Source organism: Neobacillus sp. DHD-1R, assembly GCF_057747995.1.
The window spans coordinates 1,043,818-1,057,981 of sequence record NZ_CM173232.1 but is presented as its reverse complement, the minus strand read 5'-3'; the positions used below and the strand labels follow the sequence as shown (position 1 = coordinate 1,057,981).

Below are 14,164 nucleotides of genomic sequence, written 5' to 3'. Positions count from 1 at the left end.
TATTATTTTATTGATTTCCAATTTGGGGTTCTTCTACAGCAACATTTTCTGGCCAAACCGTCTTAAGCTCACCATTGATCCACTCATGAACGTACGGTTGGCTCAATTTATTTTGTCCGCTTTTCTTATCGAACTCTACTCCCCAGCCAGTAACGGTGGAACCAACTTTAGCTTTGTATTTCAAAGCTTCTTCTTTTAATTTATCAGGGTCAACTTCGCCGACTTTATCCATTGTGTCCAGTACGACTTTCATTCCCATATAGTTTGTTAAAGAGTGACCAGAACGTGGTTCTGTACCATACTTTTCTTTGTAGAGCTTGATAAATTCTTCAATTCCAGGAGTAACTTTGCGATTAATTTGGTATTGTGGGAAGTCAATATCAAATATCCCGTTAGCTTTATCTCCCATTGCTTCTTTAAAGTCACTCATTGTATGACCGCCACCGGAACCGATGAATACTGGAACCTTCAGTCCCAGCTCTTCACTTTGTCTAGCAAGAAGAATGGAGTCATTTAAGTATGAAACCGCAATGATTACGTCTGGTGCAGCCTTTTTAATATTCAACACGACTGAACTTAAATCATTAGTTCCTGCGCTGTATGGTTGATTTGTTACAACATTAATTCCTTCTTTTTTTGCGAGCTTAGAAGCTTCATCTGCAATGGTTGTCCCATAGGAAGAATCCTCATGAGCAATAGCAACCTTAATATCTCCTAATTTTTTACCTAGTTTTTTTGTCACCACATTTTTAATAAAATCAATATGCACCTTAGAGAAATTAGAAGCAGGTGGATTTGTTCGTAGAACATATTTGTAATTTCTGTCTGTAATGGAATCAGATACGGCTCCAAGCTCCCAATACAAGACACCACTTCTTTCAGCAACTTCACTAGCTGCAAAAGAGATGGAGCTAGAATACGATCCGATTATCGACTTTATGTTTTCCTGATTAATTAAACGATTCGCCTCTGCTTGAGCAGCATCTGCATCAACTGCGTCTCCTTTAACTAATTTTATTTTTTTCCCGCCTGCAATTCCGCCATTTTTATTTGCTTCTTCAACTGCTAGCTCTGCACCACGAAAACTCTCTTCTCCAAGAAGTGCCAAGCCACCTGATAAAGGGTATAAAGCACCAACTTTTAATGTTTCCGATTTACCACTACCTTTACCATCACCACTCGCTCCACCCGAGCAAGCCGATAAAAGGAAAAGCAAACCTATCATTATAACGCTTACAATTTTCTTCATAAGATACCACCTTCTTTTAGAATAGTTTATTTATTAAGGTTAAGTTGCGGTTCCTGTACAGCCACTTTTTCTGGCCATACAGCTAAAAGCTTTCCGTTAACCCACTGATGAACATAAGGTTCACTCAAAGTGTTTTGACCCGTTTTAGAATCGAATTTCACACCCCAGCCAGTCACTGTTTTACCTGGATCTACTTTATATTTCATTGCTGCAGCACGTAATTTATCAGGATCAATCTCTCCAACTTTATCAATCAGATCAAGAAGGACATTCGTTCCCATAAAATGCACAAGAGAGTGCCCAGATCGTGGTTCTTCACCATATTTTGCTTTGTACAATTTAACAAAGTCTTCCATTCCAGGTGTGAATTCGTGATTAATTTGATATTGTGGAAAAGCTACATCAAAGACTCCATTTCCGCTTTCACCCACGCCCTCGATATAGTCAGCCATATCATGGCCTCCACCAGAGCCAACAATAACTGGAACCTTTAATCCTAATTCTTGACTTTGTCTATGCAATAGAATTCCATCATTTAAATATGATACTTCTATGAGAACATCAGGCTGAGCCTTCTTTAGGTTTAGAACCACTGAGCTTAAATCGTTTGATGAAGCACTATATGGCTGCACCGTTACAATGTTAATGCCTTCTTTTTTGGCTAACTTTACTGCTTCATCTGCAATGGTTGTTCCATACGATGAATCTTCATGGGCAATCGCTACTTTAAGATCGCCTAAATCCTTTCCAAGCTTTTCTGCCAAATAATTTTTGATAAACTCGATGTGTTTTTTTGATAGATAGGATGCAGGAGGATTCGTACGTAACACATATTTATAACCGCGGTCCGTAATCGAATCAGCAACGGCTCCATACTCCCAAAACAAAACTCCGTTCCTTTCTGTCACTTCACTGGCAGCCTGTGAGATACCAGAAGAATAAGAACCCACAATGGTTTTAATATTTTCCTTATTAATCAAACGGTTTGCTTCTGCCTGTGCAGCGTCAGCGTCAGGTGCGTCCCCTTTAACGAGCTCTACTTTTTTACCACCTGCAACTCCACCATTTTTATTTCTTTGTTCAATAGCAAGCTCTACTCCACGATAGCTTTCTTCACCAAGGAGCGCCAAACCTCCAGACATTGGAAACACAGCTCCAATTTTCAACACCTCGCTGCTTTTATCATTTCCACTAGCCTGATTGGATCCACCGCAGGCAGATAATAGCAATAGAAAACCTATCATGATTAGAGATAGAATCTTTTTCATAACTTGCCCCCCTTAATTTTTTAACTGATTAGCCAGCCGCCATCGACATAAATGGTTTGACCTGTTATATAATCTGATGCACTTGAAGCTAGGAAGATGGCAGCTCCTTTTAAATCCTCTAGTTCCCCGGTTCTCTTTAGAGGAATACGAGATTTCATCCACTCTACTTTTTTCTCATCTTCAAAAAGAACCTTTGTCATTTCTGTTTTGAAATAGCCTGGCCCAATTGCATTCACTAAAATCCCATCTACCGCAAACTCTACCGCCATTGCCTTTGTTAATTGGGAAATCCCCCCCTTACTAGCCGCGTAAGAGGACATGTTAGGAAATGCTATTTCACTTGTCAGTGAAGCAATATTGATGATTTTCCCGTAATTTTGTTCCCTCATGTAAGGGATAACAGCCTGTGAGGTAAATAGAGCTGTTTTCAGGTTAATATCCATCACAAAATCCCAATCGTCTTCGGTTACATCCAAAAACGAAGAGCGGACATTTGTGCCAGCTGCATTTACTAAAATATCTATTTTCCCTTCCTTGTTCACGATTTCTTTTACGTAGTTTTTAATTTCCTCTGAATTTCGCGCATCTACTGCCGCATAATACGCATTTCTAGAGAAATTTTTAATCGTCTCTGCTGTTTCTTTGAGTTCACTTTCTGTTCTACTAATAACAGCTACGTTTGCACCTGCTTCTGCAAGAGTAAGGGCAATCGTTTTACCTATTCCTCGCCCGCCTCCCGTAACCAAGGCTGTTTTACCGCTTAAATCAAATAACCTCAACTAATACACCCCCAATTGATTTCCGGTACAATTCAACGACATCTTCATAGGCAGTAATTCTGGGATTGACCGCGATATTTCCACTTAACATAGCGTCCTTTACCATCTGATCTATTTGAGACTCATCAATATGAAATTCTGCGAAAGTAGTGGGGATTCCAATATCCTTTGAAAGTTTTTTAACAGCATTCACCGCAGCTTCCGCTCTTTCCATTAAGGTTAATCCCTCAAGATTTTCTCCCATATCATCTGCAATATCACTAAACAGTTCCGGTACTGCCAATGCGTTAAATTCCATAATGTGGGGAATTAAAATTGAATTAGCTACCCCATGGGCAACACCATAAATCGCACTTACTGGATGACTTAAGGCATGACAATTTCCTAAACGAGTGTTATTAAATGCTAATCCGGCTAGTAAACTTCCCATAAGCATATTTTCTCTAGCTACGATATTGTCACCATTGTAAACAGCTTGCCTCAAATTGCCACTGATTTTTCGAATTGCCTCCCTTGCAAGCGTTTTTGTAATGGGGTTGGCCATTTTAGAAGTATACGATTCAATTGCATGGACTAATGCGTCTAGTCCAGTTGATGCGGTAATTTGCTTTGGCAGTGTTAAAGTAACAAGCGGGTCAACTATCGCCCATTTTGGTGCAAGCTTTATTCCACCTACTGTTAACTTGTATTTTCTTACTTCATCAGTGATAACGGTAAAAGTTGTAACTTCACTTGCGGTACCAGCAGTTGTTGGAATAGCGATTAATGGCAAAAGTTCATTTTCACACGTATCTATCCCTTCATATTCAACAATGGAGCCACCATTTGTGGCCAGCAAACACACTGCTTTGGCAACGTCTATCGAACTTCCGCCGCCCATCGCTATTACCGCATCTGCATCGATCTCACGAAGTAGTTTCACTGCGTCATTACAGTTGGTTACCGTAGGGTTGGGCTGTGTTTGATCATAGATAGAATAATTGATATTATCTAATTGCCTTGTAATTTTATTTAATAATCCCGTCTTGACAAGTCCCTTATCTGTAATAATAAGAACGTTTTTAAAATTTTGTTCATCGATGATTTTTCGAAGCTGTTCTGTTACGCCTAAACCAAACATAATCTGCGTTGGATTCCTAAAAAAGCCAATTGTGTTCACTTTGTATTCCCTCCAAGTTAAAAAAATTCTACACATACTTACAATGCAAATTTCGTGCCAAGGTTGAAAATTCTAAAAATTTCGATTAGAGTAAGGGTTTACAATACCTCATGAAAACCACTAATTTTTCTTAATGGGCAAAATTTACACACTCTATTCATTTATGTATAAATTTTACCCACTTTAATGAATAGCTGTTTCGCAGGATGTTTTTGCTTGTTCAAATTAGATGTCCTCCATTCTAAAGGCATGAAAAAAAACCTCAACTGTTGTTAAGGTTTTTTTCATGCTATTTCAAGCATATTCTTAATTCATTTAAGATTCCTTTTTTTGGATATAAAAAAGACCAGCATCTCTGCTGATCTTGTTATCCACCTATGTATGGTGGAGACGGTGGGAATCGAACCCACGTCCAAAGATATCGGCACTTAAGCATCTACGAGTGTAGTCGATATATTGGCGTTTCGCTGAGCCTTTTGCCTATCGACCGGCGTCCGGTCAGCTAGCCTGGTTGTTCTCTTCCTTCGTCCTCAGGCGGTGGACTCCGGCGTAGCCTACTAAGAGTGAGTCCGCTACCCTACCACATAGGCAATGGAGGGGCGAACAGCTATGCAGTTATTAAGCTGCGAAAGCTAAGTTGTTGTTAGTTTTGCCAGTTATGGCTTTGACGTTTTAACGAGGCCGATCCCCTCGACTCGCAACCTAAGCTCAAACTACCCCTGTCGAATCCGTAGCGTCCCCATTATAAAATGAGCTGAAATCTATTTAAAGATTCTAGATCAGACGTTAGGATTGCTCCATGAATGTCAGAGCAAAAGATTGTGCCGCTAACTTAGCGACAAACTTATTATAACACATTCAGCTTATTTTTCAATTGTAACTATTTGTAAATTAATTCCCAATTACATCTTCTGACGATCGCGGAAGGCTCGTTCGATTTCACGCTTCGCTTCTTTTTGCTTCAGTGCTTCCCGCTTATCATAATTCTTTTTACCCTTTGCTAACCCAATTAAAACCTTACAAAAGCCATTTTTTAAATATAGCTTTAACGGCACTAGTGCGTACCCTACTTCTTTTGTTTCCCCAATTAGTTTATTGATTTCACGTTTATGAAGTAATAGCTTTCGTGTTCGCAATGGATCGTGATTAAACCTGTTTCCTTGCTCATATGGACTGACGTGCATCCCAAACAGGATCGCTTCCCCATTTTGAATTCTCGCATAAGCATCTTTCAGATTGACTTTTCCGGCACGAATCGACTTAATTTCGGTCCCCTGCAGAACAATGCCAGCTTCATATGTTTCTTCAATAAAATAGTCATGGTAAGCCTTTTTGTTTTGCGCGACTACTTTTCCTTCACCTTTTGGCATCTGTTTCACCTCAACTCTATGACTCATTTTAGCAGAAATAGAATCCCTATACAATCAAAAGGGGGCCTTATTGCAAGGCCCCTCAGGCGATTATTTATTTCTTCGCTTTGTACTTTTCGATTTAGGTACATTATCGTAAAATTTACGTTTCTTTTTCGCTTTTTTGGCTTGATCTTGACCGGTGCCTGAATCCGACTTTTGGCCATTGCGATTGCGCCCTTGTCCTTGATCTTGATTGCCTTGTTGTTTGTTGCGGCGCGGTTTGTGGGTATCGCTGCCCGTTTTAAAAACCTTTGGCGTTTCAGATCTCTCGCGGCGCGTTCCTTTCATGCCAACGATTTCAAAATCGATCACGCGCTCGTCTTTATTCACTTTGACGACCCGAACGGTAATCTCATCCCCAATGCGGAACACATTACCGGTCCGCTCACCAATCATTGCAAAATGGCGCTCATCAAAACGGTAATAATCATCCGTCATATAGCTGACATGGACAAGTCCTTCAATGGTGTTTGGCAGTTCAACAAACAACCCGAAATTGGTGACAGAGCTAATGATCCCGTCATACTCGACACCAATCTTATCCTCCATGTATTCCGCTTTCTTCAAATCATCTGTTTCGCGCTCCGCATCAACAGAACGGCGTTCCATTTTGGAAGAATGCTGGGCAATTTCAGGTAAGCGGGCATTCCATTTTTCCCTAGTCGTTTCATCCAGCTTGCCTTCAATTAAATAGGTGCGAATTAACCGATGGACAATCGTATCCGGATAACGGCGAATCGGCGAGGTAAAGTGAGTATAAAACTCCGTCGCTAACCCAAAGTGACCGAGACTTTCCGGATCATATTTAGCCTGCTGCATCGAGCGGAGCATGACAGTCGAAATCACCATCTCTTCCGGCTTGCCTTGCACCTCTTCAATGATTTCTTGCAGTGCTCGTGGATGAACATCATTGGCCGTTCCTTTTACAATATAACCAAAGTTGGTGATAAATTCGAAAAATCTCCGTAATTTATCTTCCTTCGGATCCTCGTGAATCCGATAAATAAATGGAACCTCCATCCAGTGAAAGTGCTCCGCCACTGTTTCATTTGCAGCCAGCATAAATTCTTCAATTAATTTCTCCGCTACCGAACGCTCGCGAATCACCACATCGGTTGGCTTTCCTTCTTCATCGACAAGAATCTTTGATTCTTTAAAATCAAAATCGATCGCGCCCCGTTTCATCCGTTTGTTACGGAGGATGGCAGCAAGTTCTTCCATCATTTCAAACATCGGCACAAGCGGCTCGTATCGAGCTTGCGTTTCCTCATCATGATCGACAAGAATTTTATTTACGTCATGGTAGGTCATCCGCTCGGTTGTTTTAATAACGCTTTGAAAAATTTCATGCGAAACCACAACACCCTCAGGTGAAATCTCCATTTCGCAGGACAATACTAACCGGTCTACTTTCGGATTTAAGGAACAGATTCCGTTAGACAGACGATGCGGGATCATCGGAATCACTCGGTCCACTAAATAAACACTTGTTGCTCGTTCCTCTGCCTCGACGTCAATTGGCGTCCCTTCTTTTACATAATAGCTGACGTCGGCAATATGAACGCCAAGCTTATAGTTGCCGTTGTCCAGTTTTGTCACCGTTACGGCATCATCCAAGTCTTTTGCATCCGCCCCGTCGATTGTTACAATCGTTTCATTCCGTAAGTCACGGCGATTGGCCAATTCGCTTTCATCAATCGTATCAGGCGTTTCATTAGCCTGCTTTAATACATCATCAGGAAATGCCATTGGCAGCCCGTGCTTATGTATGATGGAAAGAATGTCCACTCCGGGGTCATTTTTATGCCCGAGGATATTGATGACTTCCCCTTCTGCACTTTTTCTTCCTTCCGGATACGTAACAAGCTTAACAACTACTTTATGTCCTTCTACTGCCCCTTTAGAGGCATTCTTCGGAATAAAAATATCGTTGGCGAATTTTTTATCATCAGGTATAACAAAACCAAAACTTTTACTTTCGACATAGGTGCCGACAACCTGCTGGACACCCCGTTCAATGATCCGTATAATGCTGCCTTCGCGGCGCTGTCCGGAGGATTCCGAGGAAACCCGTGCTAAAACAGTATCTCCGTGCATGGCCGTGTTAGTTTCATTAGGCGGGATAAAAATATCATCCATACCTGGTTCATCTGGTACTACGAACGCAAAGCCTTTGGCATGTCCAATTAGCTTTCCGCGAATTAAGTTCATTTTTTGCGGCAGTCCGTACCGGTTGCTGCGGGTCCGAACCACGAGACCCTTTTCCTCCATTTGAACAAGAGCCTTGACAAACTCTTTAAAGTCGCCGGAGTCCTGAATGCCAAATGCCTGTTCCAGCTCCTGAACCGTTAAAGGCTTATATGCCTCATCTCTCATATATTGCAAAAGCTTATCAATGTGCTTTTGAATGTTATCTTCCAAACTGATCCCTCCTTAGGGTGCTTAATTATGGTTCCAATTTAATCCTTCTAAAAACGCATAAACATCTTCATGCAGTTGTTCACGCTCTTTATCTAATGTAATCACATGTCCCGAATTTTCGTACCATTTAATTTCCTTTTTAACAGACTCAATTTCGTTGTAAATGATATTGGCACTTTCTGTGTTAATCATCTTGTCGTGACGGGCCTGCACCACGAAAGTCGGCGCATAGATCATATCCACATTATCACGAACGTTCGCAATTAATTGCTGCAGTGATTTTAAGGTTTCCATTGGTGTCTTTTGGAACTCATTCATTTCCATTTCGATTTGTTCGTTTGTTTTTCCTTCATGCTTTTTATATTCTCTGGCATACGCTAGAATTCCTTTGTACATGACTTCTTCACTTTTTATATACATTGGAGCACACATCGGTACAATACCCTTTATAGGTACAGTGTATCCCAATTTTAAAGAAAATACGCCGCCAAGCGAGAGTCCTGCCACTGCTATTTCATCGTGACCTTTATTTTTTAAAAATTGATAGCCATTTATGACATCCTGCCACCAATCCTCAGGACCAGTATGGACAAGTTCCTCAGGTGGTACTCCATGGCCTTTATAATGCGGAGCATGGCAGGTGTAGCCCTTTTTTTCTAAAAAACGTCCAAGCATACGAACATCCGCTGAATTTCCGGTGAAACCGTGAAGAAGCAATACTGCTCTTTTTCCTCCTTCAAAAGTAAATGGCTTCGGTGGTGCTACTTTCATCTTGAAAAACTCCTTTTATTTCAATTTCCTTATCTTAGTTTTAGCATTGAGGTGGGGAACATTCCACAAAAAAGCTTTAATTGAGTGGTGAGTAATGTTGAATTTGTATGGATTCCGCTGAATTTTGGATTAATCCCGCCAACTTTTTGATTAATCCCGCCGATTTTCCCATTTTTCCCGCCAACTTTCGAACGAATCCCGCCAACTTTCCTATCTATTCCGCCAAACACTATTTTCAACCCGCACATCCCTCATACACAACAAAAAACCTGGCTTTCGCAGGCCAGGTTTGAGTGTGTAAGATTAGATTTTAAAGTATGTTACTAAAAGCGCAAGTACAAAGAATAATATTGATAAAACAACCGTAATACGATGTAGAATCAAGTCAATTCCTCGAGCTTTTTGCTTGCCGAATAGGGTTTCAGCACCACCAGAAATGGCACCGGATAACCCAGCGCTCTTACCAGATTGAAGTAATACAACTGCAATAAGACCAATACTTACGATCACTAATAGTGTTACAACTAATGCATGCATGTAAGCCACCTCCTGTTAGACGTACAGTTCACAGTATATTAAATTTACCATAATATTTTACTTTAGACAATAGGAGTTATTGTGACAGCAGGGGTGGTTTAGGATCTTTTACATTATCTTAATATAGAAGATGTCATTCTGACATCTATCTGTCTTTTCCCTCATCATTTATTGCTTCACGTTAAAATGTTTTTCTAAAAATGCTTGCTCGTCTTCAACCGAGGCGATGCCGACAGCGGCCCCAATCGTGCCTCCTTGCAGTTCCCAGATTTGATTATGGTCCTGATCGACACGTGAAAAATCCCCGTCTGACCAGCGCTTAAGGATATCTTTGTATATATTCGAATTGCGGTAATCTCGTTCATGTTTATAGACTATTTCCAGTAATCGATTCACACGCTCTGGAGTAAGCGGAATCGCGCCCCATTTTTTATTTGCAATTACTTTTTGATGAGACATTTTATGAATGGCAGACATGACCTTCTCCTCGGACATATCCAATGGAAACTCCCGTTCAATAGCACGAATGCTCACGTCCTCAACCTTAATAACTTGTTCACCATCACTTGTTTCTTGGATTTTGACGGTAACGGCATCCTTGAAAACTGGCAAAGACCCTGTAGCATTATAATAAAAATAAACTCCTAAAACCATGACAGCAAAAATGATGATGAACCGTTGGACCCAGGATAGGTTTTTAAGAAATTTTTTCATTTTAATCCCCATTCTTTTCTATCTATGGTGTTTATAAATAAATATTACACAAATGCTCCTGAATTCCCTTTTTTTAATCAACATTTTGTCGCAGCGGTTTCATAAAATGAAAAAAGGCAGGACACTAAAAAGTGTCCTGCCGCGATCTGTTTACTGAAAAGGAAAAACCCCTGACACGGTGGATTTCCACGCATTGTCAGGGGTTTTACTTTTAAAAAGAATTATTTCTTTAGGTTATAGAAAGATTTAATTCCGTTGTATTGAGAAGTTTCACCTAATTGGTCTTCAATACGAAGCAATTGGTTGTATTTAGCTACACGGTCTGTACGAGATGGCGCACCAGTCTTGATTTGACCTGCATTTGTTGCCACAGCGATGTCAGCAATTGTGCTATCTTCTGTTTCACCAGAGCGGTGAGAAACGACTGCTGTATAGCCAGCACGTTTCGCCATTTCGATCGCATCCAATGTTTCAGTAAGTGTACCGATTTGGTTAACTTTGATTAGGATTGAGTTACCAATTCCTTTTTCAATACCTTCAGCAAGTTTCTTAGTATTTGTAACGAACAAGTCATCACCAACTAATTGAACTTTTTTGCCAAGACGTTCTGTTAATAGCTTGTGACCTTCCCAGTCATTTTCATCTAAGCCGTCTTCGATGGAGATGATTGGATATTTAGCAGAAAGCTCTTCATACCAGTCAACCATTTCTGCAGATGTTTTGACAACACCTTCACCAGAAAGGTGGTATTTGCCATCTTCTCTGTTGTAGAACTCAGAAGATGCAGCATCCATTGCTAAGAATACTTCTTCACCAGGCTTGTAGCCAGCTTTTTCGATTGCTTCAACGATTGTTTGAAGAGCTTCTTCGTTTGAACCTAGGTTTGGAGCGAAACCACCCTCATCACCAACAGCTGTGTTAAGGCCTTTGCCTTTTAAAACTGTTTTTAATGTGTGGAAGATTTCAGCACCCATACGAAGGGCTTCTTTAAAGCTTGGAGCACCAACAGGCATGATCATGAATTCTTGAATATCCACGTTGTTATCAGCATGTTCGCCGCCGTTAACGATGTTCATCATTGGAACTGGAAGTTGTTTTGCATTCACTCCGCCAAGATATTGATATAAAGGTAATCCTAAATATTCAGCAGCCGCACGAGCAACAGCTAAAGATACACCAAGGATCGCATTTGCTCCTAATTTACCTTTGTTATCTGTTCCATCTAATTCAATTAAGGCATTATCTACTGCAACTTGATCAAGAACACTGAACTCTTCACCTACAAGGTGTGGAGCAATAATCGTGTTTACATTTTCAACCGCATTTTGAACACCTTTTCCAAGGTAGCGGCTTTTGTCGCCGTCACGAAGTTCAACTGCTTCGTATTCACCTGTTGAAGCACCGCTTGGTACTAAAGCTCGGCCAAAGGCACCTGATTCTGTTGTCACTTCAACTTCAATAGTAGGATTACCACGGGAATCTAATACTTCGCGAGCATATACGTCTACAATAAATGGCATGTAAAATCTCTCCTTAAAATAACTTATTTTTTGAGTAATGAAGTTCCAGTCATTTCAGCTGGCTTATCAACATGTAACAAATCTAGAATGGTCGGCGCTAGATCGCCAAGAATACCGCCATCGCGGAGTTCCACACCTTGCTTGGTCACAATGACTGGCACAGGGTTTGTGGTATGTGCAGTCATTGGCTCACCCTCAAGGGTTACCACTTCGTCGGCATTACCATGGTCAGCAGTAATAATCGCTGATCCGCCTTTTTCAAGGATTAAATCAACAATTTTACCTAAGCATTCATCCACTGTTTCAATCGCTTTAATCGTTGGCTCAAGCATACCTGAGTGCCCAACCATATCTGGGTTAGCAAAGTTCAACAGAATGCAATCAAATTTATCATTGCGAATTTCATTGAGCAATGCTTCTGTTACTTCATAAGCGCTCATTTCCGGTTGAAGGTCATAGGTTGCAACCTTTGGAGAATTGATTAAAATTCGTTCTTCGCCTGGAAATTTCGCTTCACGACCGCCGCTCATAAAGAACGTGACATGTGGATATTTTTCTGTTTCAGCAATTCTTAATTGCTTCAAATTATTTTGTGCAAGTACTTCCCCTAATGTATTATCCAAGTTTGTAGGCTTAAATGCAACATATCCATCTACGGATTCACTGAAATGTGTTAAACAAACAAAGAATAAATCCTTTGGATGCTTGGGTCCACGGTCAAACGAGCGGAAATCATCGTTTGTAAATGTATTAGAAATCTGAATCGCACGGTCAGGACGGAAGTTATAAAAAATGACAGCATCATTATCTTGAATCGTTGCAACCGGCTGTCCATCTTCTTTTGTAATCACAGATGGAAGCACGAATTCGTCAAAAATGCCATGTTCGTAGGAATCTTTTACAACCTCTAATGGATTCGTGTAAGCTGGTCCTTCCCCGTACACCATGGAACGATATGATTTTTCAACCCGCTCCCAGCGCTTGTCCCGGTCCATTGAATAATAACGGCCAGAAATGGTCGCGAATTCACCAACACCATATTCCTCCATTTTATCCAGTGTTTGTTGAATATATTTTGCAGCTGTTTTTGGACCAACATCCCGGCCATCTAGGAAGGCGTGAACATATACTTTTTCAACGCCTTCTTCTTTTGCCAGCTTAAGCAATGCGAACATATGTTGAATATGACTGTGAACCCCGCCATCTGATAATAAGCCGAACAAATGAAGAGCAGTGCCATTTTTTTTCACATGCTCCATTGCGCCTGTAAAGGTTTCATTTTTTTCAAATTCGCCTTCACGAATAGCAATGTTCACACGTGTTAAGCTTTGGTATACAATCCGGCCTGCACCGATATTTAAATGTCCTACCTCGGAGTTACCCATTTGTCCTTCTGGGAGACCTACCGCCTCACCAGATGCTGTTAAATGGGAATGCGGATACTCGCTCCAAAAGCGGTCAAAGTTTGGCTTTTTCGACTGAGCCACAGCATTTCCTTTTGATTCTCCCCGGCAGCCAAAGCCATCAAGGATAATGAGCGCAACGGGAGCTTTACTCATATTTACCCGCCTCCAGTAATTTTAAGAATGATTGTGCTTCAAGGCTTGCTCCGCCTACTAATGCACCATCAATGTCTGGTTGTGCCATATATTCTTTAATATTTTCTGGTTTTACACTGCCGCCATACTGAATTCTTACTGCATTGGCAACATCCTGCGAGAATTGCTCGGCAACAACCTGACGGATGTGAGCACATACATCATTCGCATCTTTGGATGTGGATGATTTTCCAGTTCCAATTGCCCAAATAGGTTCATAGGCAATGACCGTTTGTTTTACTTGGTCATCGGTTAAGCCAGCTAGAGCTTTGGCAACTTGATCCCCAACTAATTGATTGGTTTCACCATTTTCCCGCTGCTCCAACGTTTCTCCACAGCAAACGATTGGTGTTAAGTTATACTTAAACGCTGCAAGCGCCTTTTTGTTTACGGATTCGTCTGTCTCATTAAACATTTCACGGCGTTCTGAATGTCCAATAATGACATATTGAACGCCAAGATCTGCAAGAGCTTTCGGGCTAATTTCACCAGTAAAAGCGCCACTTTCTTCAAAATGCATATTTTGAGCACCAATTTTCACATTACTGCCTTCCGTTACTTCGACAAGGCTTTGTAAAAATAAAGCAGGTGCGCAAATAATCGATTCCATATCTTCTGAAACAGGAACAAGACCTTTCACTTCTTCTGCAAAGCTTTTAGCTTCCGAAAGCGTTTTGTTCATTTTCCAGTTACCTGCAATGATTGGTTTGCGCATGCTGACACATCCTTTCTTAGT

13 protein-coding genes and 1 other RNA gene are annotated in these 14,164 nt (G+C 40.9%); all 14 read right to left on the bottom strand.

Annotated features, from left to right (window positions below; translation table 11 throughout):
- Window positions 1-7: 7 nt before the first annotated feature.
- The 14 genes from AC3ANL_RS04895 to tpiA all read right to left on the bottom strand — a co-directional run bounded on the left by AC3ANL_RS04895 (window position 8) and on the right by tpiA (window position 14,143).
- A complete protein-coding gene (locus tag AC3ANL_RS04895; protein WP_488328144.1) occupies window positions 8-1,249 on the bottom strand; it encodes an ABC transporter substrate-binding protein in 1,242 nt (413 codons plus the stop codon).
- Between the two features lie 26 nt (window positions 1,250-1,275).
- Window positions 1,276-2,517 carry an ABC transporter substrate-binding protein gene (locus tag AC3ANL_RS04890; protein WP_488328143.1) on the bottom strand — a complete coding sequence of 414 codons (1,242 nt, stop codon included), beginning with the start codon at window positions 2,515-2,517 and terminating at the stop codon, window positions 1,276-1,278.
- A 20-nt stretch (window positions 2,518-2,537) separates the two neighbouring features.
- Complete coding sequence (locus tag AC3ANL_RS04885; RefSeq protein WP_488328142.1) at window positions 2,538-3,296, bottom strand: SDR family NAD(P)-dependent oxidoreductase; 759 nt, start codon at window positions 3,294-3,296, stop codon at window positions 2,538-2,540.
- A complete protein-coding gene (locus tag AC3ANL_RS04880; protein ID WP_488328141.1) occupies window positions 3,283-4,455 on the bottom strand; it encodes an iron-containing alcohol dehydrogenase in 1,173 nt (390 codons plus the stop codon). Before AC3ANL_RS04880 ends, AC3ANL_RS04885 begins: the two co-directional genes overlap by 14 nt.
- A gap of 382 nt (window positions 4,456-4,837) precedes the next feature.
- Window positions 4,838-5,196, bottom strand: a transfer-messenger RNA (tmRNA) gene (gene ssrA, locus AC3ANL_RS04875).
- Window positions 5,197-5,357: 161 nt separating this feature from the next.
- The gene (smpB, locus tag AC3ANL_RS04870; RefSeq protein WP_488328140.1) at window positions 5,358-5,825 is read right to left on the bottom strand and encodes an SsrA-binding protein SmpB; all 468 of its coding nucleotides are present in this window, start codon (window positions 5,823-5,825) and stop codon (window positions 5,358-5,360) included.
- Between the two features lie 90 nt (window positions 5,826-5,915).
- A complete protein-coding gene (rnr, locus tag AC3ANL_RS04865) occupies window positions 5,916-8,288 on the bottom strand; it encodes a ribonuclease R (RefSeq protein ID WP_488328139.1) in 2,373 nt (790 codons plus the stop codon).
- A 21-nt stretch (window positions 8,289-8,309) separates the two neighbouring features.
- Complete coding sequence (locus tag AC3ANL_RS04860; protein WP_488328138.1) at window positions 8,310-9,059, bottom strand: alpha/beta hydrolase; 750 nt, start codon at window positions 9,057-9,059, stop codon at window positions 8,310-8,312.
- 29 nt (window positions 9,060-9,088) lie between these two features.
- Entirely contained in the window at window positions 9,089-9,298 is a 210-nt protein-coding gene (locus AC3ANL_RS04855) for a hypothetical protein (protein WP_488328137.1), read from the bottom strand.
- A gap of 64 nt (window positions 9,299-9,362) precedes the next feature.
- Window positions 9,363-9,596 (bottom strand): preprotein translocase subunit SecG, encoded by a 234-nt coding sequence (gene secG, locus AC3ANL_RS04850; RefSeq protein ID WP_488328136.1) that lies wholly within the window; start codon window positions 9,594-9,596, stop codon window positions 9,363-9,365.
- Window positions 9,597-9,764: 168 nt separating this feature from the next.
- On the bottom strand, window positions 9,765-10,310 hold the full coding sequence (locus AC3ANL_RS04845; RefSeq protein WP_488328135.1) for a DUF6241 domain-containing protein: 546 nt from the start codon (window positions 10,308-10,310) through the stop codon (window positions 9,765-9,767).
- A 221-nt stretch (window positions 10,311-10,531) separates the two neighbouring features.
- Window positions 10,532-11,830 (bottom strand): phosphopyruvate hydratase, encoded by a 1,299-nt coding sequence (eno, locus tag AC3ANL_RS04840; RefSeq protein WP_488328134.1) that lies wholly within the window; start codon window positions 11,828-11,830, stop codon window positions 10,532-10,534.
- Window positions 11,831-11,853: 23 nt separating this feature from the next.
- Window positions 11,854-13,389 (bottom strand): 2,3-bisphosphoglycerate-independent phosphoglycerate mutase, encoded by a 1,536-nt coding sequence (gene gpmI, locus AC3ANL_RS04835; protein ID WP_488328133.1) that lies wholly within the window; start codon window positions 13,387-13,389, stop codon window positions 11,854-11,856.
- Window positions 13,382-14,143 carry a triose-phosphate isomerase gene (gene tpiA, locus AC3ANL_RS04830; protein WP_488328132.1) on the bottom strand — a complete coding sequence of 254 codons (762 nt, stop codon included), beginning with the start codon at window positions 14,141-14,143 and terminating at the stop codon, window positions 13,382-13,384. Before tpiA ends, gpmI begins: the two co-directional genes overlap by 8 nt.
- Window positions 14,144-14,164 lie beyond the last annotated feature (21 nt).

What these genes read in the sequence shown, in the direction of transcription:
- AC3ANL_RS04895 (WP_488328144.1), bottom strand. Translation starts at nt 1,249, where the DNA reads ATGAAGAAAATTGTAAGCGTTATAATGATAGGTTTGCTTTTCCTTTTA.
- AC3ANL_RS04890 (WP_488328143.1), bottom strand. Translation starts at nt 2,517, where the DNA reads ATGAAAAAGATTCTATCTCTAATCATGATAGGTTTTCTATTGCTATTA.
- smpB (WP_488328140.1), bottom strand. Translation starts at nt 5,825, where the DNA reads ATGCCAAAAGGTGAAGGAAAAGTAGTCGCGCAAAACAAAAAGGCTTAC.
- AC3ANL_RS04860 (WP_488328138.1), bottom strand. Translation starts at nt 9,059, where the DNA reads ATGAAAGTAGCACCACCGAAGCCATTTACTTTTGAAGGAGGAAAAAGA.
- secG (WP_488328136.1), bottom strand. Translation starts at nt 9,596, where the DNA reads ATGCATGCATTAGTTGTAACACTATTAGTGATCGTAAGTATTGGTCTT.
- AC3ANL_RS04845 (WP_488328135.1), bottom strand. Translation starts at nt 10,310, where the DNA reads ATGAAAAAATTTCTTAAAAACCTATCCTGGGTCCAACGGTTCATCATC.
- eno (WP_488328134.1), bottom strand. Translation starts at nt 11,830, where the DNA reads ATGCCATTTATTGTAGACGTATATGCTCGCGAAGTATTAGATTCCCGT.
- gpmI (WP_488328133.1), bottom strand. Translation starts at nt 13,389, where the DNA reads ATGAGTAAAGCTCCCGTTGCGCTCATTATCCTTGATGGCTTTGGCTGC.
- tpiA (WP_488328132.1), bottom strand. Translation starts at nt 14,143, where the DNA reads ATGCGCAAACCAATCATTGCAGGTAACTGGAAAATGAACAAAACGCTT.